Here is a 21441-nt window from a genome sequence, read left to right on the forward strand (position 1 = left end):
GTTTCCTCATGAGGTGACCGTCTCCTGCCCGCGGGTGTTGGACGGGAACGCCGAAAGGATCCAGACGTGGCTACAGCTGCCTGCATCCCCCCGCGCCAGCCTTCGGGAGCGCTGCGGTGAAGGTCCTGTCCGTGTTCGGCACACGGCCGGAAGCGATCAAGATGGGGCCGCTGGTGCGGGCCTTGGCAGAATCTGCCGATATCGAGTCGGTGGTCTGCATCACGGGCCAGCACCGGGCGATGCTCGACCAGGTGATGTCGTTGTTCGAGATCACCGCCGACCATGACCTCGATGTCATGGTGCCCAACCAGACCCTCAACGGACTGTGCGCCAGGCTGTTCGAGCGGCTTGACGCGCTCTACACCCAGGTTCGCCCGGACCGCGTGCTGGTACATGGCGATACCACCACGGCGATGACCGCCGCGCTGGCCGCGTTCCATCACCGCATCCCGATCGGCCACGTCGAGGCCGGCTTGCGCACCGGTGACATCAACCGGCCATGGCCGGAGGAAATGAACCGGCGGGTGATCGACGTGGTCGGCCACCAGCTGTATGCGCCCACCGCCAGCTCGCGCGCCAATCTGGCCCGCGAGCATCTGGGCGGGCAGATCCTGGTCACCGGCAACACCGTCATCGATGCCCTGCAGCAGACCGTACAGCGGTTGGATGCCGACCCGGCCCTGCGCGCGCAGGCCGACGTGCCCTTCCACATGCTCGACCCGCGGCGGCGCCTGCTGCTGGTCACCGGCCACCGCCGCGAGAGCTTCGGCCAGGGCTTCGAGGATATCTGCCGCGCACTGGCCGAGCTGGCGCGGCGGCCGGACCTGCAGGTGCTGTACCCGGTGCACCTCAATCCGAACGTGCAGGGTCCGGTCAACGCCCACCTCGGCCATCTCGACAACGTGCACCTGGTGCCGCCGCAGGACTACCTGCGTTTCGTGCGCCTGATGCAGCGCGCCGACGTGATCCTCACCGATTCCGGTGGCGTGCAGGAAGAAGCGCCGGCGCTGGCCAAACCCGTTCTGGTGATGCGCGATGTCACCGAGCGTCCGGAGGCGGTTGAGGCGGGTGTGGTGACGCTGGTCGGCACCATGCCTTCGCGCATTGTCGAGGCGGTCAACGCAGCGTTGGCACAGCCACCGCAGCCGACCCACTTCGATCCCGATGCCAGTCCCTATGGCGATGGTCGCGCCAGCGCGCGCATCGTCGCCGCCCTGCGTGGCACGCCCCTTCCCGAATTCTCGCCCGGTCTCCGCAGCGGCGGGGCCATCCACCCTCATCCCCATGAAGTGATGCCATGACCCAGACCGGCCGCTCTCCTTTGTTTGCTTCCGCTGCCGCGTTCATCCTTTCGGGTGTGGTCGCCAGTGCCCATGCCGCAGACAGCGTTGCCGGCCAGTTCGCCGAATGGAGCGGCGACAGTACGGTGAACCGGCAGATGAGCTTGCGCGAACTCGGCTTCCGCCAGCCATTGGTGTTGAGCGGGCAGGAAAGCCAGCGCGAGATTTACCTGCCGGTGCCGGCCGGCGTCGCCACCCGTGATGCGCAGCTGCAGCTGGACGGGCGCTACGTGCGCGGGCATGCCGGGCGCACCTCGGGGTTGTGGTCGGTCGACGGAGACCCGATCGCCGCGCGTTCGATCACCGATGCGCAGGGTGATGCCAGCCAGCTGCTGGCCATCGATGGCGAACCCCGCCAGAACGGTTTCGTGCGGGTCGGCGTCGGCTGGTGGTCGATCGTTTCCGATTACCAGTGCGCCGATCAGAGCGCACCGGCCAACGTGCTGCGGCTGTCGCCGGATTCGCGTTTCAGCTATCGCTTCGACGGCCGCGCCGTGGACACCGTGTCCAAGGCCTGGGGCGCGCTGCCGCCACGGGTGCGCCTGCTGGTGGATGGCAAGGCTCTGCAGGCGCCTGTCTATGATGCCGCCTGGCGCATCGGTACCGCGTTGCAGGCCGGTGGCAAGCAGGTGCAGGTGGTCGCACTGCCTAAGGTTGGTGACAGCGTCGACCTGACTGGCATCAGCATCCCGGCCAGCCTGCAGGGCGTGCCGGCCTATGCCGCGCTGGCGTCGGGCGAACGTGCGTATGTGCTGAAGGATCTGGCTGAAGTGGGGGCGCTGCTGTCGCTGCGTGACAGCGGGCCGTTGGCCGCCGATGTGATGATCGGCAGCAACGCGTTGCGGGCTGGAGTACGCGCGGCGCTGGACGCACTCGCTGCACAGGTCGGCGGCGCTGGCGCTGATGCCGGCACGGCGTTCGCCGCGTGGCGCCGTACCGGCATGGACGGCCTGGAAAAGCCCGCGGCCAACGCCTCGGTCAGCGTGGTCGCCATTGCCGGCCGTCCGACGCTGGTGGTCGACCCGGCGGCGGCGGGCAAGGTCGCCGGATTGTTTGCGGAACACTGGCGCAGCTATGCGCTGGGCCGCAGCCTGCAGGTCACCGCGGCCGGCACGCCGAAGCTCGACGGCGACCAGGTGCTGCTGAGCCGGCTCGGCAACATCGCCGGCACGATGGACGTGGTCACCCGCGCCGATCGCAGTGCCAGCTTCGACCTCGGCGCGCTGTCGGCCGATGGCCGCCTGCCCGAGGAAGTGGTGATCGATGTCTCGGCGGCGCCGAACGCAGCCGGACAGGGCGCGGTAGCCACGATCTACTTCAATGACTACCTGCTGGGCGGCAAGGTGCTGTCGGCCAATGGCCAGCCGCAGCGGCTGGTGGCCAAGGTGCCGGCCTATGCGCTGTCGGCGCGCAACGAGATCCGCGTCAGCTTCCTGCGCCAGCCGGCACGCCCCTATTGCCACGATCCGGCCACCGCTTATCCAGTCTCGATCCTGCCCAGCAGCCACCTGACCCTGGCCAAGCGTTCGCTCGGCAGCGATTTCGTCGGTGCCAGCAGCCAGCTGTCACGCGGCAACCAGGTGTTCGTGCCCGCCACGTGGCTGCAGGATGCACCGTCATCGCTGGCCAAGGTCATCGCTGTGGCCAGTGCAGTGGGTGCGTCGCCGGAGGCATCGGAACTGAAGGTGTTCGATGCCGGTGCGGTGGTCAGCCCGGGTGCGCCATGGCTGGCCTTCGGCGTGGCACCGGCCGGTGTCGATGTGGCCGGCCTGAAGGACGGGCACCTGCTGATCGGCGGGAAGCCGCAGCCGCTGCTGGATGTCAGCGGCCTGGACCGCGCAGCGGTGGTGCAGGTCGGCACCTCCGGCGGCCAGCTCGGCGTGCTGTACAGCGACCTTGGCGCACAGGCACCGCCGTTCGGCGCACCGTTCCGGCTGCTGCGCGGTGATCTCGCCGTGCTCGACGGCAGTGATGCCGTGCGCGAATTCGACCGCCAGGATCCCTATGGCACGCGTGTCGCGCAGGACGGCAATCCGCAATCGAAGTGGGAACGGCACATGGTCTGGTTGCTGCTGCTGGTCGGCGTGATCGTGTTCGCGCTGCTGGCCGCCCGCGTCACCCAGGTGCGCCGCCGCAAGTCCGCCAACACAGGGCACTGATCCACCGTGGACGGTCTGTTCTGGAACATCCAGCTGGCAAACTACTACGCCGCCCTGGAAACCACGGCGGCGGCGGTGGCCGTGCTGATCCTGATCTCCAGCCTCGATGACCTGTTCATCGATGTCTGGTACTGGGTGCGCGAGAGCTGGCGCGCGCTCACCATCAAGCGTCGCGAAGCGTATAAACCGCTGACCCAGGAAGACCTGCTGCAGCGGCCGCAACAGCCGCTGGCGATCATGGTGCCGGCGTGGATGGAGTACGACGTCATCGCGCAGATGGTGGAGAACATGATCAACGTACTCGACTACCGCGAGTACGTGGTGTTCGTCGGCACCTATCCCAACGACCAGCAGACCATCGATGAAGTCGAGCGCATGCGCCGCCGCTACAAGCGCCTGCGCCGCGTGGAAGTGCCGCATGACGGGCCGACCAGCAAGGCCGACTGCCTGAACTGGCTGATCCTGGCCATCTTCGATTACGAGAAGCGCCACGACATCGAGTTCGCCGGCGTGATCCTGCACGACAGCGAAGACGTGCTGCACCCGATGGAACTACGCTTCTACAACTACCTGCTGCCGCGCAAGGACATGATCCAGCTGCCGGTGACCTCGCTGGATCGCGAATGGTATGAGCTGGTGGCGGGCGTCTACATGGACGAATTCGCCGAATGGCACGCCAAGGATCTGGTGGTGCGCGAGAGCGTGTCCGGCATGGTGCCCTCCGCGGGCGTCGGTACTTGCTTCTCGCGGCGCGCGCTGCTGGCATTGAGTGCGCAGACCGGCAACCAGCCCTTCAACACCGACAGCCTCACCGAGGACTACGACGTCGGTGCACGACTGGCGGCGATGGGCATGCAGTCGATCTTCGCGCGCTTCCCGGTGCAGTTCCGCGTGCGCCGTCCCTCGTGGTTCGGCTGGGGTCCGGTGCGCGAACGCACCCAGCAGATGGCCCTGTGCGTGCGCGAATACTTCCCCGACAACTTCCGCGCTTCCTACCGGCAGAAGGCACGCTGGGTGCTGGGCATCGGCCTGCAGAGCTGGGAGTCGCTGGGCTGGCGCGGCTCGCTGGCCACCAAGTACCTGCTGGCGCGCGACCGCAAGGGCATCATCACTTCGTTCGTCAGCATCATCGCCTACGTCATCTTCCTGCAGCTGCTGCTGTTCTGGCTGCTGAAGATGACCGGGGTATGGACGATGCAGTTTCCCAGTGTGTTCCAGGCCGGTACCTGGCAGATGAACGTGGCGCTGCTGACCACGGCTGCATTGGTGACCCGCGTCGTGCAGCGTTTCTACTTCGTCAACCGGCTGTATGGCTGGGAGCATGCGCTGATGTCGATCCCGCGCATGGTGGTCGGCAACATGATCAATTTCATGGCCACCGCCCGTGCCTGGAAGGTGTTCCTGGCCTACCTGCTGTTCGGCAAGCGCATGGTCTGGGACAAGACCATGCACGATTTCCCGGATGCGGCGCAGCTGGTGCAGACCCGCAAGCAGCTGGGTGAACTGCTGGGCACCTGGCAGGCCGTTGAACCCGAACGCCTGCAGCTGGCGCTGGACCAGCAGCATGCCGGTCGGCAGCAGCCGCTCGGCCGCATCCTGCTTACCCAGGGTTGGTTGGATGATGAGACGCTGGCCGAGGCGATCGCCTTCCAGGGTGACCTGCAGCGCGCGGTGATCGATGTGGACTACCTGCGGGCCTGTCAGTTCCCGGTCAGTGCCGATGCCTGCGTGCAGTGGCGCATGCTGCCGCTGCCTCCACGCCAGGAGGGAACACTGCGGCTGGCAGTAGCCAGCCCATTACCCGAAGAAGCGTTGGCACTGCTGAAGCAGGAAACCCGCAGTGATCACGTCGAACAGAGCATTGCCCGCGAAAGCGAAATCAACGCTGGCCTGCGCCTGATCGGCGGCGACCGGCAATGGCACCTGAACAACGTGCCGCTGCTGGGCGACCTGCTGGTGGAGATGCGCCTGATCGACCACGCGCGCTTTGAGATTGCACTGGACGCGTACAAGCCGCAGCGCGACGGCCGCATCGGCGACTACCTGGTGAAGCAGGGCATCACCAGCGAAGAGGCCGTGGCCCAGGCCATGCAGGAACAACGCCGGCGCGCGGCCACGCTGCAGTCGCCGCCTCCCGGGGCCTTGCCGGCATGAAGACCACGCTGCTCTCCACCGTCATTGCCGTGGCATTGGCCACGGCCACCACGCCGGTGCTGGCACAGGCCGATGCGCCGCTGCCATTGTCCGGTGCGGCCTACCGCATCGCCGAGCAGGCCTTTGCCGCCTATGCACGTGGCGATTACCCCACCGCCTACCGGCAGTCCAGTGAAGCGATCCGGCTGCGCCCGGACGTGGTGCGGCTGCGCCTGCTGCAGATCTATGCGCTGCAGAAGCTCGGTCGTGGCGCAGAAGCGCAGCAGCAGGCGCGCCGTGCGCTGGACGTGGGGTTGAAGGATCCTGCCTTGCCTGCGCTGGCGGCGGCTACCGCTGCACGTAGCGCGTCCACGGACGGCAAGGGCGTGCGCACCGCATCCCCATCGCGTCCGGTCGGCAGCGCCGCAGACCGCGCCAAGCAGCGGGCCTACTCGCTGGCCACCGAGGCCTACGCGGCCTATGACGCCAAGCAGATGGGCGTGGCGGCCAGCAAGGCCGAACAGGCGTTCCGCCAGCAGCCGGGGCAGGGGGCGTGGGCGCTGTTGTGGGTAGCCGCACTGGAGGCCCAGCAGCAACCCGAGCAGGCCGACGCCGCGATCAGCACCGCGCTGCGGCTGGGCGCGCCCAACGTCGAGGAGCTGCGCGAAAGGCGTGCGGCGCTGGACCGCCAGCGCGCACTGCTGCAGGCTCAGCAGGCCTACCGATCACTGTCCGCACGTAACGATGCCGCCGCCATTGCACAGGCGCGCGCGGCAGTGGAACTGGCGCCGGATATGGCTTCCTACCGGCTGCTGTTGATCACCGCGCAGCTGCAGGGTGAGCAGCTGTCCGAGGCTGAACGTAGCGCGGACCTGGCACTGCAGACCGACGCCAAGGACCTCAATGCGCAGGTGATGCGGGGCTATCTGCGCCAGCGCCAGGGCAATTCGGTGCTCGCCAATGAGGACTTCGACACCGCACTCGCCACGCCCGGGCAATCAGCCCAGCAGCAGCGCAACGTGCGCCTGCTGGCGGTGGATGCGGCGCTGGCTGCAGGCGATCGGGAGCGTGCGGCTGCACTGCTGGCACCGCTGCAGGCAGCAGGTCCCGCAGGTGAAGGCGATGCACGGACACGGCAGCTGCTGCAGCAGGGCATCGAGCAACGCGCCAAGGCGATCCGCACCAGCGGCGAGCCTCCCCGAATGAGTGCGCAGAGCTACCCGGCTCCGTTCCAGCACTGCCAGGTGAGTGACACCGGCAACGCGTGCGAGCTGATGCCGGCCGACCTGCAGGGTGATGGCGGTGCCGCGCAGCGTGCCTACGCGGCTTACGCACGCCGGGACTACGCTGACGCCATCGTTGAGGCGCGGCAGGCCGTGCAACTCGCGCCGGAGGACGAGAACCTGCAGGGCTTGCTGACCACTACCCTGGCAGCGGGCAACCGCGGCCAGCAGGACGAAGCACGGCAGCGCCTCGGTGCGGCGCTGGCACAGCATTCTGATGACGCGGGTTCGCTGATGCAGCGTGGCTATCTCAACCAGAAGGCGGGTGACCCGGCACAGGCGCTGGCAGACTTCCGCGCCGCAGAGGCCACCGGCAAGGCGCCAAAGACCGTGGTGCTCGACCAGGCCTACGCCAGTGCCGCCAACGGCGACCATCCACAGGCGGTGACGCTGCTGCGCAGTGCCATTGATCGCGCCGATGCCGGCGAGCTGACACTGGATGAGCTTCAGCGCTACAACGTGCGCAATGCCATCGCCAACTATTCGCGCGAGTGGGGCGTGATTGCCTCGGCCGGTTTCCGAGGCGCACGCCAGGCCGCAACCAATGTCGGCGGTGCGGCGATCAGCACACCGGGCGATTCGGTGTTCAGTACGCTGGAGGCGTTCTGGCGGCCCCCGGCCTTCAACGACCGGCACGGCACGCTGGAGCTCTACGCGCGGCTGCTCAACACGCTGTATGACGAAGGCGGCACCTACGAATCCATCCGTGCGGTGGATCCCTGCACGGGTGAATCGACACCGGATGCACGCGCACGCGCCGAGCGCCTCAGTCATTCGCGTTCGACCACCGGCTGGCCGTCCACCATCGCGTCCTTCGGCATGCGCTATGCGTTCGGCCAGACTGGCCTGAGTGCCGGCATCGAGCGCCGCCAGTTCCTCGGCAGTGCCACCCGCCAGGGCGAGGTCTACCCCGCATCGGCGGCCGTGCAATGCCGCCTGCAGCTGGCGCTGAACCCACCACTGGAAGCCAGTACGCTGGCGCGATACCGGTTGGCCAGTGGCTCCGGTGGATGGATGTCCTACCTCACCTACGGCTACTACCACGGCACCGATCTACGCACCGATGTGAATCAGTGGTGGATGGTCAGTGGCTACGCGCAGGGGGGATACACCTGGGACGACAACGGTGCCACCTTCACCCTCGACGCGCTTGATGCCAACGGCACGCCGGTGCGGCGCCTTGGCGAGGCCAATGGCCGCCTGCATCGCGAACAGTGGTTCGCTGCCGGTGAACTGCGCGCCGGGCGAAGCTTCCGCTTCGGTGCAGGGCAGACCCACTGGGTGGTCACGCCGTACGTGGTGGTGGGAGCGGACTGGCTGGATCAGCGCTCGCGTGTGCGCGACATCCGTTACTCGCCGTTCCCGGCGCAGTCGTTCGCGCTCAACGATACGCAGCGCAGCTGGTCACTTGGCGCGGGCCCGGGCGTAGGCGTGCGCTACTGGTTCCGCGAGGACCACTACAACGCTCCACGTTCCTACCTGGATCTGACCGAGCAGTACCGCATCGCCATCGGCGGCGGTGATACGCAACGCGCCAAGGGCCTGTTCGCCACCGCCATCCTCTATTACTGAGGCAGGCCCCAGCGTCGCCGCAACGCTGCGGCCTGCGGCGTATCCTGGGTCAGCCACGGCTCCAGCGCATAGACCAGCACGTGTTGCGCGCCGCTGTCGCGTGCCCACGCGAGCTGGCGCTGGATGCGCGCGGCGTCGGCGGTTTCGCCCTTGAACGCGCTGCCGTCGGCAGGGCCGCCGGGCAGTTCGCGGAACAACTCAACGATCGCATCGAAACCGATGCTGTGTGCATGGAAATGATCGAGCAGCGGTTGCAGCTGCTGCACGTTGCCGGCACCGGTCACCCCCACGCCGTCCTGCACCATGGGCCGCACCGCCGCTTGGGCCAGCACGGCCTGCCACAACGTGACCAGGTTGCCGTCGGTCTGCAGGCGGCTGAAGTAGCAGGACATCGCGCAGTCGCCGCCGCGTGCGCTGGCGGCCTGCACCAGCCCGTGCAGCCACTGCGCCAGCCATTGCTGGCGGGCTGGATCGGCCCAGTGGTACTGCTCCAGTTCGTAGGGCAGGTACCAGCCCCCGAAGGCCGGCTGCTGTGCCCAGGGCGCCTGTGCCAACCAGCTGCGTGCGTGCGCCAGGCTCTCGGCCAGGAAGGCCTGCAGCGTTGCGTCGTCTGCGCCGATGGCCTGCCACCAGCGTTGCTGGAAGGGCAGGCCGACGCGGATGCGGATGTCGTTCTCGCTGGCAGCGGTGAACAGCTGCTGCAGGCTGCCGTCGGGCAATGACCAGTCGCCGTCGCTGCCACCGACGATGCCGGTCCACTGCAGCACCAGCTGCCGGCAGCCCAGCGTACGTGCAAGCTTCAGGGAACGCTGCCAGTCGGCCAGGCCCCACTGCAGGTGGCTGCGCCACGGCTGCAGGAAGGTGCCATCGATCTGCACCGGCAGCGAGCAGCCGGGCAGGGTGGTCAGCGCAGCGGCCAGCGGTGCCAGCACTGCCGTACGCAGCAGCCGGCGGCGCAACGGCGAGGACGGATCAGCAGGAAGGACTGGCGGCGGCATGCCCGCATCATCCCAAAGCACCGTGCGCGGCAGGTGAACCACCGCCGGTAGTGCCGGCCGCTGGCCGGCACCGCCCAACGCTTACTCCAGCGCGTAGCGCAGGGTGAACAGCAGCGCCACCAGCCACACCGCCGGATGCACTTCGCGCCAGCGCCCGGTACCGGCCTTCAGTGCGGCATAGGCGATGAAGCCGAACGCCAGGCCATTGGCAATCGAGTAGGTGAATGGCATCGCCAGCGCACACAGCGCGGCCGGCACCGATTCGGTCAGGTCGCTCCAGTCCACTTCCACCAGTTCGCGCAGCATCAGGCCGGCCACGAACAGCAGTGCTGGCGCGGTGGCGTAGCTGGGCACCATCGCCGCCAGCGGCGAGAACAGCAGCGCGGCCAGGAACAGCGCCGACACCACCAGCGCGGTCAGGCCGGTACGGCCACCGACCTGCACGCCCGAGGCGCTTTCAGCGAAGGCGGTGGTGCTGCTGGTGCCGAGCATCGAACCGGCCACGATCGCGGTGCTGTCGGCCAGCAGAGCGCGGCCGAAACGCTTCTGCGCGCCCGGCAGCTTCAGCAGGCCGGCGCGGCCGACCACGCCGTACAGCGTGCCGGTGGCATCGAACACTTCCACCAGCACGAACACCAGCACCACCTGCAGCAGCACAGCGATCGGCGCGCCGCCGTCATGGTGCAGCAGGCCCGGCAGGTCCAGCTGCAGGAAGGTGGGTGCCAGGCTCGGCGGCAGCGAGACCAGGCCCTGGTACTGCACGTCGCCCAGTGCCCAGCCAGCGCCGGTCACCGCCAGGATGCCGATCAGGATCGCACCGCGGATGCGGCGCGCTTCCAGCACCGCGATCAGCAGGAAGCCGGCCAGCGCCAGCAGCGGCGGTGCCGTGTTCAACGGGCCCAGCGCCACCAGCGTGTCTTCATTGCCGACGATCACGCCGGATTTCTGCAGCGCGATGATCGCCAGGAACAGGCCGATGCCGGCCACGATCGCCGAGCGCAGCGACGAAGGAATGCCCGACACCAACCACGCGCGTACACCGGTCAGCGACAGCACCAGGAACACGAGGCCGGAGATGAACACCGCCCCCAGTGCCTGCTGCCACGGCAGGCCGGCGGCACCGACCACGGTGAAGGCGAAGAACGCGTTCAGGCCCATGCCCGGTGCCATGCCCACCGGGAAATTGGCGGCCAGTGCCATCACCGCCGAACCCAGTGCAGCGGCCAGGCAGGTGGCCACGAACACGGCGCCGGCGTCCATGCCGGTGGTGCCGAGGATCTCGGGGTTCACGAAGACGATGTAGGACATCGTCAGGAAGGTGGTGACACCGGCCAGCAGCTCGGTGCGCACGGTGGTGCCGTGCTGCTGCAGCTGGAACAGGCGCTCGAACAGGGACATCGCAGATCTCTCGTACCTGCGCGCCCTGCCGCCCGAAGGACCGGCGGGTGCGTCGCCAGGCGGTTAGAAGTGGTAGTTCAACTTCAGCGTAACGCTGCTGTAGCTGGTATGGAAGCTGCGTCGCGCCGCAGCCGGGTAGTTGGGATCTTCCAGGTAAACCGGGCTGGAGCCCAGATGGGTGTAACGGTACTCCGCACCCGCCGAAAGCTGGTCGCTGAAGCGGTACAGCACGCCCGCGCCGACGTTCGCGCCGGTGGATACATGGGATGCGCGGGTTTCAAATTCGGCCACGCGGCAGCCGTTGGTGGCCTCCACCAGCGACTTGTCGCAGCCCAGCGAAAACTCCTGACGGGCCACGCTCACGCCGGCGCTGACGTACGGCAGCCACTGGCCTGCCGCGTAACCCAGCGTCAGGTTGACTGCGCCCGAACGGGTCACCGAATCCTTGCCGTAGTAAGGGCTGTACTGGTGGTTGTCGCGGTCCTTCCACTCCTGGTTGACGCTGCCGAAGGAAAGGGTGCCTTCGATCCCGGCAACCACATTGTTGTCGAACTGCCAGTTGCGGCCGACCTGCAGCCCGCCAGCGAAGCCACGGATGCTTTTTTCAGAGGCATTGGCGTTGCTGCGGTCCTGGCTGTGGCCTTCGCCATGGCTGGCATGGGCACCCAGGTAGATGCCTTCCCAGTTCGCCGGCGCGGCCGCGGCAGTGCCCGACAGCAGCAGCGCTGCCGTGGTGGAGATCAGTGCTTTCATGGTGTTTTCCTACGAGGGGGATGAATCGGGTGCGTAGGAAAACCGAAGCGTTGGGCCGGGAACATACAACGAGTTGCAAAGTACGGAGGATGCCGTGTGCGACAAGGAATCAACACTGCTTTACACGGGCAGCCTTCAGCCGGGTGGCGTTGAAGCGCGTCGCGAAGAGGCCAAAAGCGTCAATAAAAATCGATTGCGGCCCATGAAAGGCGAAAGGCCGCGCGAGCGCGGCCTTTCGTTCTTGCTTACTTCAGTGCCTTGAAGCGCAGGCGCTTCGGCGCGGCGTCGTCGCCCATGCGGCGGCGCTTGTCTTCTTCGTACTCGCGGTAGTTGCCCTGGAAGAACTCCACGTGCGAGTCGCCTTCGAACGCCAGGATGTGGGTCGCGATGCGATCCAGGAACCAGCGGTCATGCGAAATGACGAAGGTGTTGCCCGGGAATTCCAGCAGCGCATCTTCCAGCGCACGCAGGGTTTCGATGTCCAGGTCGTTGGACGGTTCGTCGAGCAGCAGCACGTTGCCACCCTGCAGCAGGGTCTTGGCCATGTGCAGGCGGCCACGCTCACCACCGGACAGCGAACCGACCATCTTCTGCTGGTCCTGGCCCTTGAAGTTGAAGCGGCCGATGTAGGCGCGCGACTGGATCTCGATGCCGTTGATGTTGAGGATGTCCAGGCCGCCAGCGATTTCCTGGAAGACGTTGTGGTTGCCTTCCAGCGCGTCGCGGCTCTGGTCCACGTAGGACAGCTTCACGGTCGGGCCGACCACGATCTCGCCGGTGTCCGGCTTTTCCTGGCCGGTGATCATCTTGAACAGGGTCGACTTACCGGCACCGTTGGGGCCGATGATGCCGACGATAGCGCCGGCCGGCACCAGGAAGCTCAGGTTGTCGAACAGCAGGCGGTCGCCGAACTTCTTCGAGACGTTCTTGAACTCCATCACCGCCTGGCCCAGGCGCTCGCCCGGCGGGATGAAGATTTCATTGGTCTCGTTGCGCTTCTGGTAATCGACCGACTGCAGCTCTTCCAGGCGGGCCAGACGGGCCTTGCCCTTGGTACGGCCGCCCTTGGCATTCTGGCGCGACCACTCCAGCTCCTTCTGGATCGCCTTCTGGCGGGCCTTTTCCTGATTGTCTTCCTGCTTCAGGCGCTCATCCTTCTGGGTCAGCCAGTCGGTGTAGTTGCCCTTCCACGGAATGCCGCGGCCGCGGTCCAGTTCCAGGATCCACTCGGCGGCGTTGTCCAGGAAGTAGCGATCATGGGTAACGGCCACGACGGTGCCGGTGTAGCGCGCCAGGAACTGTTCCAGCCATTCCACCGACTCGGCGTCGAGGTGGTTGGTCGGTTCGTCCAGCAGCAGCATGTCCGGCTTCTGCAGCAGCAGGCGGCACAGCGCCACACGGCGCTTCTCACCACCGGACAGCTTGCCGACGATGGCATCCCACGGCGGCAGGCGCAGCGCATCGGCGGCCACGTCCAGCTGGTTTTCCAGGGTGTGCGCATCGCCCGCGGCGAGGATCGCCTCCAGGCGCTCCTGTTCCTTGGCCAGGGCGTCGAAGTCGGCGCCTTCTTCGGCATAGGCCGCGTACACCGCTTCCAGCGCAGCCTGCGCCTGCAGCACTTCGCCCACGCCTTCCTCGACCGCTTCACGCACGGTCTTGGTCGGGTCCAGCTCCGGTTCCTGCGCCAGGTAGCCGACCTTGATGCCAGCCTGCGGGCGGGCTTCGCCCTCGAAATCGGTGTCCACGCCGGCCATGATCTTCAGCACGGTGGACTTGCCGGCGCCGTTCAGGCCCAGCAGGCCGATCTTCGCGCCCGGGAAGAACGACAGCGAGATGTCCTTGATGATCTGCCGCTTGGGCGGGACCACCTTGGACACGCGGTTCATGGTGTAGATGTATTGCGAGGACATGAGGTCTCCGTAGGCGCGGCCCTGCGCCCGATCCGTCACGGGGAGCTTCCCGTTGCGGCAGCGGGCACAGACTGAAAAGGAATACCGCCAATTATAGCCGGAACCGGTTCCGCGCCGCGCCCGGGAAGGGCTGCCGGGCTGGCTGCGGCCTGAATACTCCGTCACAGTCCCGCGGCAGGAAGCGTTTCCAGCTGGAAACGGTTCAGATCGGGTGCGCAATATGGGCTCACCACCCACCCAAGCAGAGGTCTGACATGCGCATCAATCGAGTAATGGCCGGAGCCGTGGCCTCTGTGCTGGCGCTCGGCGCGGTGGCCCCGGCCTTCGCCGACAACGATCACCGCCGCGACCATGACCGCCGCGAGTGGCGCGAGGATCGCCGCGAATGGCGCCAGGATCGCCGTGAGTGGGAACGTGATCGCCGCGAGGCCCGGCGCGACTATCGCCAGGACCGCCGTGAATGGCACCGCGACCATGACCGTTACTACCGCCCAGCGCCGCCGCGCGTGGTCTATCGCCCAGCCTATGGCCCGGGCTATGGCTGGAAGGTCGGCCACCGCTACCGCGACTATTACCGCGGCCCGATCTACGTGGTGAACGACTATCCGCGCTATCACCTGCGCCGCCCGCCGTACGGGCACCAATGGATCCGCGATGACCGCGGCAACATGTTGCTGGTGGCCATCGCAACCGGCGTGATCGCCCAGTACGTGCTCAGCAACCGCTGAAGATCGCGGCAGGGGTCGGATCCCTTTCCACCGGAAAGGCCTCTGACCCCACTGACGAAACCATACGGGGCCGGATTCCTTCGGGGATGCCGGCCCCGTCCTTTTCGGCCCCAGCAGGCCGGTGCGGGGCTACAATCAAGGGCTGAGTCGTACCCCTTTCCCTGCCTGCTGGAGTACCCGATGTTCCCGCGTGACGTCCGCATCGAATCCTACGATCCCGAACTGGCCAAGGCCATCGCCGCTGAGACCCAGCGCCAGGAAGACCACGTCGAGCTGATCGCCAGCGAGAACTACACCAGCCCGGCGGTGATGGAAGCCCAGGGCAGCCAGCTGACCAACAAGTACGCCGAAGGCTACCCGGGCAAGCGCTACTACGGTGGTTGCGAATACGTGGACATCGCCGAGCAGCTGGCGATCGACCGCCTGAAGCAGCTGTTCAATGCCGACTACGCCAACGTGCAGCCCCACAGTGGTTCGCAGGCCAACCAGGCCGTGTACTTCGCCCTGCTGCAGCCGGGTGACACCATCCTCGGCATGAGCCTGGCCCACGGCGGCCACCTCACCCACGGTGCCAAGGTGAACGCCTCGGGCAAGCTGTTCAACGCCGTGCAGTACGGCGTGAACGACCAGGGCCTGATCGATTACGACGAAGTCGAGCGCCTGGCCCTGGAGCACAAGCCGAAGATGGTCGTGGCCGGCTTCTCGGCCTACTCGCAGGTGATCGACTGGGCGCGCTTCCGTGCCATCGCCGACAAGGTCGGTGCCTACCTGTTCGTCGACATGGCCCACGTTGCAGGCCTGGTCGCCGCAGGCGTCTACCCGAGCCCGCTGGAACACGCCCATGTGGTCACCTCGACCACCCACAAGACCCTGCGCGGCCCGCGTGGCGGCATCATCGTCGCCAAGGGCGCCGACGAAGACCTGGTCAAGAAGCTGCAGTCGATCGTGTTCCCGGGTATCCAGGGCGGTCCGCTGATGCACGTCATCGCCGGCAAGGCCGTGGCCTTCAAGGAAGCGCTGGAACCGGGCTTCAAGGCCTACCAGCAGCAGGTGGTGAAGAACGCCCAGGCGATGGCCAACACGCTCATCGCGCGCGGCTACAAGATCGTCTCCGGTGGCACCCAGAACCACCTGATGCTGGTCGACATGATCGGCAAGGACGTGTCCGGCAAGGATGCGGAAGCCGCGCTGGGCAAGGCCCACATCACTGTCAATAAGAACTCGGTGCCGAACGACCCGCGTTCGCCGTTCGTCACTTCGGGCCTGCGCCTGGGCACCCCGGCGGTGACCACCCGCGGCTACGTCGAGCAGGACTGCGTGGACCTGGCCAACTGGATCGCCGACGTGCTCGACGCGCCGAGCGATGACGCCGTCATCGCCCGCGTGCGCGACGCCGTCAGCGCGCAGTGCCGCAAGTATCCGGTCTACGGTTGATCGGGCACTGGGGTCGGAGCCCTTCCCTGCGGGAAGGGTTCTGACCCCGGCACCGGAGTACCCGCGCATGGATGAGCGCCGCCTCAGGTATCTCTATGCAGCCTTGGCTGTGCTCTTCGGCCTGCCCAGCCTGGTAGGCGGCGGGGCCGCAGCGATGCTGCTGCTGTTGATGGGCCTGGGCCAGTTTGGTCACGGCACCCTGGCATCGGTGACGCTGATGCCGCTGTGGGGCCTGGCCGGCATGGCCGGCTGCCTGGCCTGGCTGTGGCTCAGTGCGGGTTACCTGATGCAAGGACGTGCCGGCCTGCGGGTGCGGCCGGTCTGGTGGTGGATGTTGCTGGCCGGAGGTCTGGCCGCCTTCCCGCCGCTGGGGCTGGCGGCGTGGTGGAGCGTCAAGGTTCACGCCGAAGGCTTCGGACTGCTGCTGCTGGGGCCGTCGATGCTGGTCCCGGCCGCCATGCTGTTGTGGCTGCGACCACGCACGTGAAGCAAGCAGCCAGCAAGGAGATTCGAACGCATGGATGAGCGCCTGCACAAACGCCTGTATATCGCCCAATGCCTGCTGCTGGGGTTGCCTGCACTGGTGGCCGGTGGCGGCGTCGCCGGCTTCGGCATCTACACCTTCCTGACCCGCCACGGCCTGATGCGCGGTGACGAAGGTGCGGTGCTGTTGCTGTGGGCGCTGGCGGGTGTGATCGGCTTGCTGGCCTGGTTGTGGCTCAGCATCCGCTACCTGCGGCGCGGGCGCGATGGCCTGCGGCGCACCGCCCGTATTCCCTGGATCGGCTTGGCGCTGGGCGCGATGGCGGCGCTGGCGGTGATCGGCGTGGTGCTTTTCAGCTTGTTTGCCGGCAGCCCCTGGCAGGTACTGGGCTATCTGGTACTGGGCGTGCCACTGCTGGTGCCAGCGGCGCATCTGGTGTGGCTGCGGCGGGGTGCGACCGACGCTGTGTGACTGGCGGTTGGAAGTTTCAGAGAAATTGCATGGTGTGCCGCAGGTGTCAGGACTAGGGTCTTCCGACCTACTGGAAGGAGCCCCCGATGCAATCCTCGCGCCGCCGACACGGCCTCTACTTGCTTCTCCACAGCCTTCTTTTCTCCATTCCCTGCGCGTTGGCTGGCCTGTTGGGTTCGCTGCTGTTCCTATGGGTATGGGCGCACGGCGGTGACAACAGCGCACTTCTTGCATTGCTTGCGATGTGGGGTCTGCTCTCTGTGACGGCGATCCCGCTTGTTTTCCAGCTCGCAAACACCTGGCAGATGCGCGGACCGGATGGATTGAAGCCCGCCGCGCCAGTGCTGGGGACGCTGTTTCTAGTGTCAGCTGCTCAGGCTGTGTCCGCGTCGGTGATAACAGTTTCAAGTTTTGGAGTGGATCCGATACTGCTGATACTGGCAATCGGTTGGGGGGCTCCTTGGATCAGCCTCGCCTGCCACTTCCGATGGCTGTCGAAAGCCAGCGGGCGCGAGTGAAGAAAAACGGAGTTTGCTGCTTGGCCCCTTCTCAGGTACCTTTGCGACGCTGCCATGACCGTGGCAATAGGTACTCCCTGAGCCAGGCGTTCAATGCACTGCCCCTTCTGCCAACATGCCGATACCCGGGTCATCGACTCGCGCGTCTCCGAAGACGGCGCGACGATCCGTCGTCGGCGTGAATGCGAAGCTTGCGGCGAGCGCTTCAGCACCATGGAAACGGTGGAGTTGAAGCTGCCCGCCATCGTCAAGAGTGATGGCACCCGCGAGGCGTTCGACCAGCGCAAGGTGCGTGCAGGCTTCGACCGCGCGCTGCAGAAGCGTGCGGTGGCCGAAGACAAGATCGAAGCGGCGGTACGCGCCGTGGTCCATCAGCTGCGCATCAGCGGTGAGCGCGAAGTGCCCTCGATCAAGGTCGGCGAGTTCGTGATGAACGAACTGCGCAAGCTCGACCATGTCGGCTATGTGCGCTTCGCTTCGGTCTACCGCAGCTTCGAGGACGTGGCCGATTTCCGCGAGGAGATTGAGAAGCTCGAGCGCGACCTGCCGTCCAGTACCGAACAGCTGCAGCTGCTGGGCGATGTGATCGCCCTGACCAAGAAGAAGAAGGGCTGACCGCCCCGGTAGATGCCAACCTTGGTTGGCGCCGTACGCTTCATCCACGCATGGCGTGGATCAACACCGGCGGCGTTACCATGGCCGCATGACCACCCTGTTCTCCGTCCTCGACCACCTGCACATGGCCAACGCACTGCGTCTGGCCGAGCGTGCCGCCTACACCACCCGCCCCAACCCAATGGTGGGCTGCGTCATTGCCCACGGCGAACGTGTGGTCGGGCAGGGCTGGCACCAGCGTGCTGGCGGCCCGCATGCCGAAGTGTTCGCATTGCGCGAAGCCGGCAGCGAAGCACGTGGAGCTACTGCCTACGTCACCCTGGAACCGTGCGCGCATTACGGCCGCACGCCGCCGTGCGCGTTGGCGCTGATCGAAGCTGGTGTGTCGCGCGTGGTCGCGGCGATGCGCGATCCATTCCCGAAGGTCGATGGCGGGGGCTTTGACCTGCTGCGCAACGCCGGCATCGACGTTGCCGAGGGCTTGATGGCGGCGCAGGCGCGCGAACTCAACAAGGGCTTCCTGTCCCGCGTGGAGCGCGGCCGTCCGTGGCTGCGGGTGAAACTGGCCGCCAGCCTCGATGGCCGTACCGCGATGGCCGACGGCAGCTCGAAGTGGATCACCGGCCCCGCCGCTCGCGAGGACGTGCAGCACTGGCGCGCGCGCGCGGGCGCGATCCTCACCGGCGCCGACACCGTGATCGCCGACGACCCGATGCTGACCGTGCGCCTGGCCGACACCGAAGTGTTGCCGCCACTGCGCGTGGTCCTCGATTCACGCCTGCGCTCGCTGGAATGCAGCCGTGTGCGCGAAGGTGGAGGTCCGACGCTGTACCTGCACGATGCGATGGTCAGCCCGCCTGACGCAGCCGACGCGGCCTTCGCCAGCGTAGCCATGCGCCACGGCCGACTTGATCTGGGCGCGGTGCTGGCTCTGCTGGCCGAACGCGGTATCAACGAGGTGCATACCGAAGCCGGTGCAACCCTGGCCGGCGCGCTGGTGCGTGGTGGCTGGGTGGACGAACTGCTGCTTTACCAAGCACCCACACTGCTGGGCGACAGCGGCCGCCCACTGCTGGCCGACCTCGGCATCGGCGCGATGGACCAGCAGCGCCGACTGCGCGTGGTCGACCAGCGCCAGGTGGGCGACGACCTGCGCCTGCTGCTGCGGGCATGAAAAGGGGCTCAACGATCCTCGCCGGGCGGGTGCTCGTTCCACTCGAAGAAGGGCAGGAACGCATCGGCCAGCTCGCCCATCAGCGGGGCCGGGTTCTGTACGCGCCAAGCACCGCTGCCATGATCGCGCTCGAATGACACGGTGATGATCCTTTCGCGGTCTGGTGCCGATGCGATCATCTGCGTATACACCGTCGCCAGTTCGCTCGACATCTGCGGTGGATGTGGTCCGTTGAATGGCACCGGATGCGCACGATAGACGGGCAGCAGGGCCGTCAGGTCCGGCAGGTGGCAACGGTAGTCAACATCGGCGACGTCTGCCTGCGGATGATGCACGCTGCCGACACTGCAACGCACCGATGTCTGGCGCCTGCGCAGGGCCGCGGCGGCCTGCGGCCAATCGGCCATTTCAGGCGCTTGCTCGAGATGGCTTACGCTCGCCAGCGCCGCCGCGATCGCCGGGCCCTTGGCTGTACCCAGATAGCGGCCCAGCTCGGCCTGGGCCGCGGTATCGCCGTGCACGATCACCTGTGCGTACAGCTCGAACACGTGTCCGGACGTCGGCACAGGCGGCGCCGCCTGTGCCGCAACCGGGGCCAGCAATGCAGCCAGCCCCAGTCGCTTCAGCGCAGCGAACTCACGCGCACGCATCGGTCCACATCATCTCGGCCATCGGACGCAGCGCCTTGCACTCCTGCGTCATCTCATCGGCCGACTTCACCTGCGCCTTGGCCTTCAGTTCCTCGGCCATCGCATCCACGCCGCTGATCTGGTCCGGCGCGATCTTCGCCACGCAGGCGCGGTGCTGCTGCAGCAACAGGTCGCAGTCAGGTACGCCGGTTACCTTCGGCGCGTTGGCCGCCTGCGCGTCCTGCATCCAGTCCTCGAACGGGGCCAGCGCACCGGCGACGGTGCCCACCAGGTCATCGAAGTTGCCGCTGTACCAGTAGCCGTTGTCCTTGGCCGGGTACAGGGTGAAGGTGCCGCTGACCGGCACGCGCGCGCCACTCTGCAGTGCCTGTGTGTAGGCGTCGGTGAACTGCTTGCGCGAGGCCGGGGTGGCATCGGCGGCCAGGCTGGCGGCGAACAGCGGGCGGACCTTGCCCAGGTCGGGCACCTGGCAGCTGAAGGTGATCCGCGCCAGCTTCTGGTCGTCCACGTATTCGTTGTCCTCGATCACGCTCTTGGTCGCGCGGCACTTCGAATCGCGCAGGGCCTTGGCATACAGCGCTTCGGTGGCGGCGGCGTCGGCCTTGGCGCCGGTGCTTGCGAGCACCGTCTGCCAGGGTTCGGCCAACGCCTTGGCCAGCGCACCCGGGGACGGTGTCACTGCATCCTGGCCCTCGAACGCCGGCTTCAGTGCGTCGTTGAGCGCACGCGTGGCGGCAGCGTCGTCCTCCAGCAGGGTGCGTGCATACAGGTCGAACGCCTGTTCGGGCGACAGCGTGGCCGGGGCGGCCGTGGCGACCAGCGGGGCGCACAGCAGCACGCTGGCCAGAAGGGTACGGGTGGGGGTCTTCATGACGGTGTTTTCCTGTTCCAGAGGCGCGCAAGACTAGCGCATCTGCCCACGCTTTCGATGGCGAGAAGCAGCCAGGTGACGGTGCGCAGCGGACAAAAAAACGGGCCCCTTGCGGGGCCCGTTCGATCGCACGACGAGGAGCGATCGTTGGATCAGAAGCTGGCGCGGACGCCGGCGGAGTACTGGGTAACGTCGCGGTAGCCGGAGATCTCACCCACCAGACCCCAGGTCTTGGTGAAGTTGATCTGGCCACCGAGAGTGCCGACCCAGGTGCCCTTGTAGTTGTTGCCGCCGTCCATGTAGCCGGCCTTGGCCCAGGCTTCGGTCATGCGCGACGGCTTGCCGCGGATGCCCATGGTGGCGCGGGCCAGGTTGGTGTGGTCCTTGTAGCGGTCGCTGTAGCCGTCGTAACGATCGGTCAGTTCAGCGTTCTGACGCACCCAGGCGATGTCGGCGGTGAAGTCGACGCGGTCGGTCCACGGCATGTGGTAGCCGATGCCCAGCTCCGGCTGATTCAGTTCAACCTTCAGCGAGCCATCGCTGTAGTGGTAGGTCTTGCTGGTGCGCGACCAGCCACCGAACACGTAGACCTGCTCGGCCACGGCGACCGAGCCACGCAGGTAGCCACCGTCGACCTTCGGGTCGTCCAGTGCGTTGTCGTCAACCTTGACCTGCGTCCAGCCGCCTTCGACGTAGGTGTAGCTCAGGGCGTCGGCGGAGGCCGAGAACGGAGCGGCGGCCAGCAGAGCGGCCACGATCAGGATCTTGCGCATGGGAATTCCTGTGAATTTCAGTCCATTGGCGGGTCTGCCCAGCGGGCGGCCCGTGGCGACCTCATGTCGTCCGGTGCGCATGTTAATGAAATTTTTACAGATTGCGAGCGACGGCCGTCACAGGCTGGGGCGGGCCGGGGTTGGGGGGCGGATCTGTTTCCCCTCGGGAAACGGCCC

At 66.8% G+C, this 21441-nt stretch carries 18 protein-coding genes; 11 read left to right on the forward strand and 7 right to left on the reverse strand.

What is annotated here, in order from left to right:
• Positions 1 to 116: 116 nt before the first annotated feature.
• Genes wecB through DI041_RS11450 form a run of 4 tightly spaced genes read left to right on the forward strand, consistent with a single transcriptional unit; the run spans position 117 to position 8487 of the window.
• A complete protein-coding gene (gene wecB / locus DI041_RS11435) occupies positions 117 to 1301 on the forward strand; it encodes a non-hydrolyzing UDP-N-acetylglucosamine 2-epimerase (protein WP_136639784.1) in 1185 nt (394 codons plus the stop codon).
• A complete protein-coding gene (locus DI041_RS11440) occupies positions 1298 to 3499 on the forward strand; it encodes a cellulose biosynthesis cyclic di-GMP-binding regulatory protein BcsB (RefSeq protein ID WP_136639785.1) in 2202 nt (733 codons plus the stop codon). The genes wecB and DI041_RS11440 overlap by 4 nt, the downstream gene beginning before the upstream one ends.
• 6 nt (positions 3500 to 3505) lie before the next feature.
• Positions 3506 to 5653, forward strand: a complete 2148-nt coding sequence (locus DI041_RS11445; protein WP_136639786.1) for a glycosyl transferase family protein — start codon at positions 3506 to 3508, stop codon at positions 5651 to 5653.
• Positions 5650 to 8487, forward strand: coding sequence for an NfrA family protein (locus tag DI041_RS11450; protein ID WP_136639787.1), 2838 nt, complete (start codon positions 5650 to 5652; stop codon positions 8485 to 8487). The genes DI041_RS11445 and DI041_RS11450 overlap by 4 nt, the downstream gene beginning before the upstream one ends.
• Here DI041_RS11450 and DI041_RS11455 read toward each other — a convergent pair.
• The 4 genes from DI041_RS11455 to ettA form a co-directional block, all read right to left on the reverse strand.
• Complete coding sequence (locus tag DI041_RS11455) at positions 8481 to 9485, reverse strand: DUF4434 domain-containing protein (RefSeq protein ID WP_211195225.1); 1005 nt, start codon at positions 9483 to 9485, stop codon at positions 8481 to 8483. The two genes, DI041_RS11450 and DI041_RS11455, sit on opposite strands and share 7 nt — an antisense overlap.
• 81 nt (positions 9486 to 9566) lie before the next feature.
• Entirely contained in the window at positions 9567 to 10883 is a 1317-nt protein-coding gene (locus DI041_RS11460) for an NCS2 family permease (RefSeq protein ID WP_136639788.1), read from the reverse strand.
• Between the two features lie 63 nt (positions 10884 to 10946).
• The gene (locus tag DI041_RS11465) at positions 10947 to 11636 is read right to left on the reverse strand and encodes an outer membrane protein (RefSeq protein ID WP_136639789.1); all 690 of its coding nucleotides are present in this window, start codon (positions 11634 to 11636) and stop codon (positions 10947 to 10949) included.
• Positions 11637 to 11881: 245 nt separating this feature from the next.
• Positions 11882 to 13546, reverse strand: coding sequence for an energy-dependent translational throttle protein EttA (gene ettA, locus DI041_RS11470; protein ID WP_046982668.1), 1665 nt, complete (start codon positions 13544 to 13546; stop codon positions 11882 to 11884).
• A gap of 254 nt (positions 13547 to 13800) precedes the next feature.
• On the opposite strand from ettA, the gene DI041_RS11475 reads away from it, so the two are divergent.
• From DI041_RS11475 to ribD, 7 genes are all read left to right on the forward strand, one after another.
• Positions 13801 to 14274, forward strand: coding sequence for an RcnB family protein (locus tag DI041_RS11475; RefSeq protein WP_136639790.1), 474 nt, complete (start codon positions 13801 to 13803; stop codon positions 14272 to 14274).
• 180 nt (positions 14275 to 14454) lie between these two features.
• On the forward strand, positions 14455 to 15708 hold the full coding sequence (glyA, locus tag DI041_RS11480) for a serine hydroxymethyltransferase (protein WP_046982670.1): 1254 nt from the start codon (positions 14455 to 14457) through the stop codon (positions 15706 to 15708).
• Positions 15709 to 15775: 67 nt separating this feature from the next.
• Complete coding sequence (locus DI041_RS11485; RefSeq protein ID WP_025876658.1) at positions 15776 to 16195, forward strand: hypothetical protein; 420 nt, start codon at positions 15776 to 15778, stop codon at positions 16193 to 16195.
• 30 nt (positions 16196 to 16225) lie between these two features.
• Positions 16226 to 16663 carry a hypothetical protein gene (locus DI041_RS11490; RefSeq protein WP_136639791.1) on the forward strand — a complete coding sequence of 146 codons (438 nt, stop codon included), beginning with the start codon at positions 16226 to 16228 and terminating at the stop codon, positions 16661 to 16663.
• Between the two features lie 86 nt (positions 16664 to 16749).
• Positions 16750 to 17181, forward strand: coding sequence for a hypothetical protein (locus DI041_RS11495; protein WP_099841897.1), 432 nt, complete (start codon positions 16750 to 16752; stop codon positions 17179 to 17181).
• A gap of 93 nt (positions 17182 to 17274) precedes the next feature.
• Positions 17275 to 17796 carry a transcriptional regulator NrdR gene (gene nrdR / locus DI041_RS11500; RefSeq protein ID WP_004143350.1) on the forward strand — a complete coding sequence of 174 codons (522 nt, stop codon included), beginning with the start codon at positions 17275 to 17277 and terminating at the stop codon, positions 17794 to 17796.
• An 88-nt stretch (positions 17797 to 17884) separates the two neighbouring features.
• Complete coding sequence (ribD, locus tag DI041_RS11505) at positions 17885 to 18970, forward strand: bifunctional diaminohydroxyphosphoribosylaminopyrimidine deaminase/5-amino-6-(5-phosphoribosylamino)uracil reductase RibD (RefSeq protein WP_136639792.1); 1086 nt, start codon at positions 17885 to 17887, stop codon at positions 18968 to 18970.
• Between the two features lie 8 nt (positions 18971 to 18978).
• Here the strand turns inward: ribD and DI041_RS11510 are convergent, their stop codons facing one another.
• The 3 genes from DI041_RS11510 to DI041_RS11520 form a co-directional block, all read right to left on the reverse strand.
• Complete coding sequence (locus DI041_RS11510; RefSeq protein ID WP_136639793.1) at positions 18979 to 19518, reverse strand: hypothetical protein; 540 nt, start codon at positions 19516 to 19518, stop codon at positions 18979 to 18981.
• Positions 19519 to 19606: 88 nt separating this feature from the next.
• Positions 19607 to 20491 (reverse strand): hypothetical protein, encoded by an 885-nt coding sequence (locus tag DI041_RS11515; protein ID WP_136639794.1) that lies wholly within the window; start codon positions 20489 to 20491, stop codon positions 19607 to 19609.
• A gap of 152 nt (positions 20492 to 20643) precedes the next feature.
• Positions 20644 to 21264: a hypothetical protein gene (locus tag DI041_RS11520; RefSeq protein ID WP_046982679.1), complete on the reverse strand. Its 621-nt coding sequence runs from the start codon at positions 21262 to 21264 to the stop codon at positions 20644 to 20646.
• Between the last annotated feature and the right edge of the window lie 177 nt (positions 21265 to 21441).

This window comes from Stenotrophomonas maltophilia (assembly GCF_004920835.1).
Lineage (GTDB): Bacteria > Pseudomonadota > Gammaproteobacteria > Xanthomonadales > Xanthomonadaceae > Stenotrophomonas > Stenotrophomonas maltophilia_AQ.

Coding starts and splice junctions, on each gene's coding strand:
- DI041_RS11440 (WP_136639785.1), top strand. CDS start 1,298: ATGACCCAGACCGGCCGCTCTCCTTTGTTTGCTTCCGCTGCCGCGTTC.
- DI041_RS11450 (WP_136639787.1), top strand. CDS start 5,650: ATGAAGACCACGCTGCTCTCCACCGTCATTGCCGTGGCATTGGCCACG.
- DI041_RS11455 (WP_211195225.1), bottom strand. CDS start 9,485: ATGCCGCCGCCAGTCCTTCCTGCTGATCCGTCCTCGCCGTTGCGCCGC.
- DI041_RS11460 (WP_136639788.1), bottom strand. CDS start 10,883: ATGTCCCTGTTCGAGCGCCTGTTCCAGCTGCAGCAGCACGGCACCACC.
- DI041_RS11465 (WP_136639789.1), bottom strand. CDS start 11,636: ATGAAAGCACTGATCTCCACCACGGCAGCGCTGCTGCTGTCGGGCACT.
- ettA (WP_046982668.1), bottom strand. CDS start 13,546: ATGTCCTCGCAATACATCTACACCATGAACCGCGTGTCCAAGGTGGTC.
- DI041_RS11475 (WP_136639790.1), top strand. CDS start 13,801: ATGCGCATCAATCGAGTAATGGCCGGAGCCGTGGCCTCTGTGCTGGCG.
- glyA (WP_046982670.1), top strand. CDS start 14,455: ATGTTCCCGCGTGACGTCCGCATCGAATCCTACGATCCCGAACTGGCC.
- DI041_RS11485 (WP_025876658.1), top strand. CDS start 15,776: ATGGATGAGCGCCGCCTCAGGTATCTCTATGCAGCCTTGGCTGTGCTC.
- DI041_RS11490 (WP_136639791.1), top strand. CDS start 16,226: ATGGATGAGCGCCTGCACAAACGCCTGTATATCGCCCAATGCCTGCTG.
- DI041_RS11495 (WP_099841897.1), top strand. CDS start 16,750: ATGCAATCCTCGCGCCGCCGACACGGCCTCTACTTGCTTCTCCACAGC.
- nrdR (WP_004143350.1), top strand. CDS start 17,275: ATGCACTGCCCCTTCTGCCAACATGCCGATACCCGGGTCATCGACTCG.
- ribD (WP_136639792.1), top strand. CDS start 17,885: ATGACCACCCTGTTCTCCGTCCTCGACCACCTGCACATGGCCAACGCA.
- DI041_RS11515 (WP_136639794.1), bottom strand. CDS start 20,491: ATGAAGACCCCCACCCGTACCCTTCTGGCCAGCGTGCTGCTGTGCGCC.
- DI041_RS11520 (WP_046982679.1), bottom strand. CDS start 21,264: ATGCGCAAGATCCTGATCGTGGCCGCTCTGCTGGCCGCCGCTCCGTTC.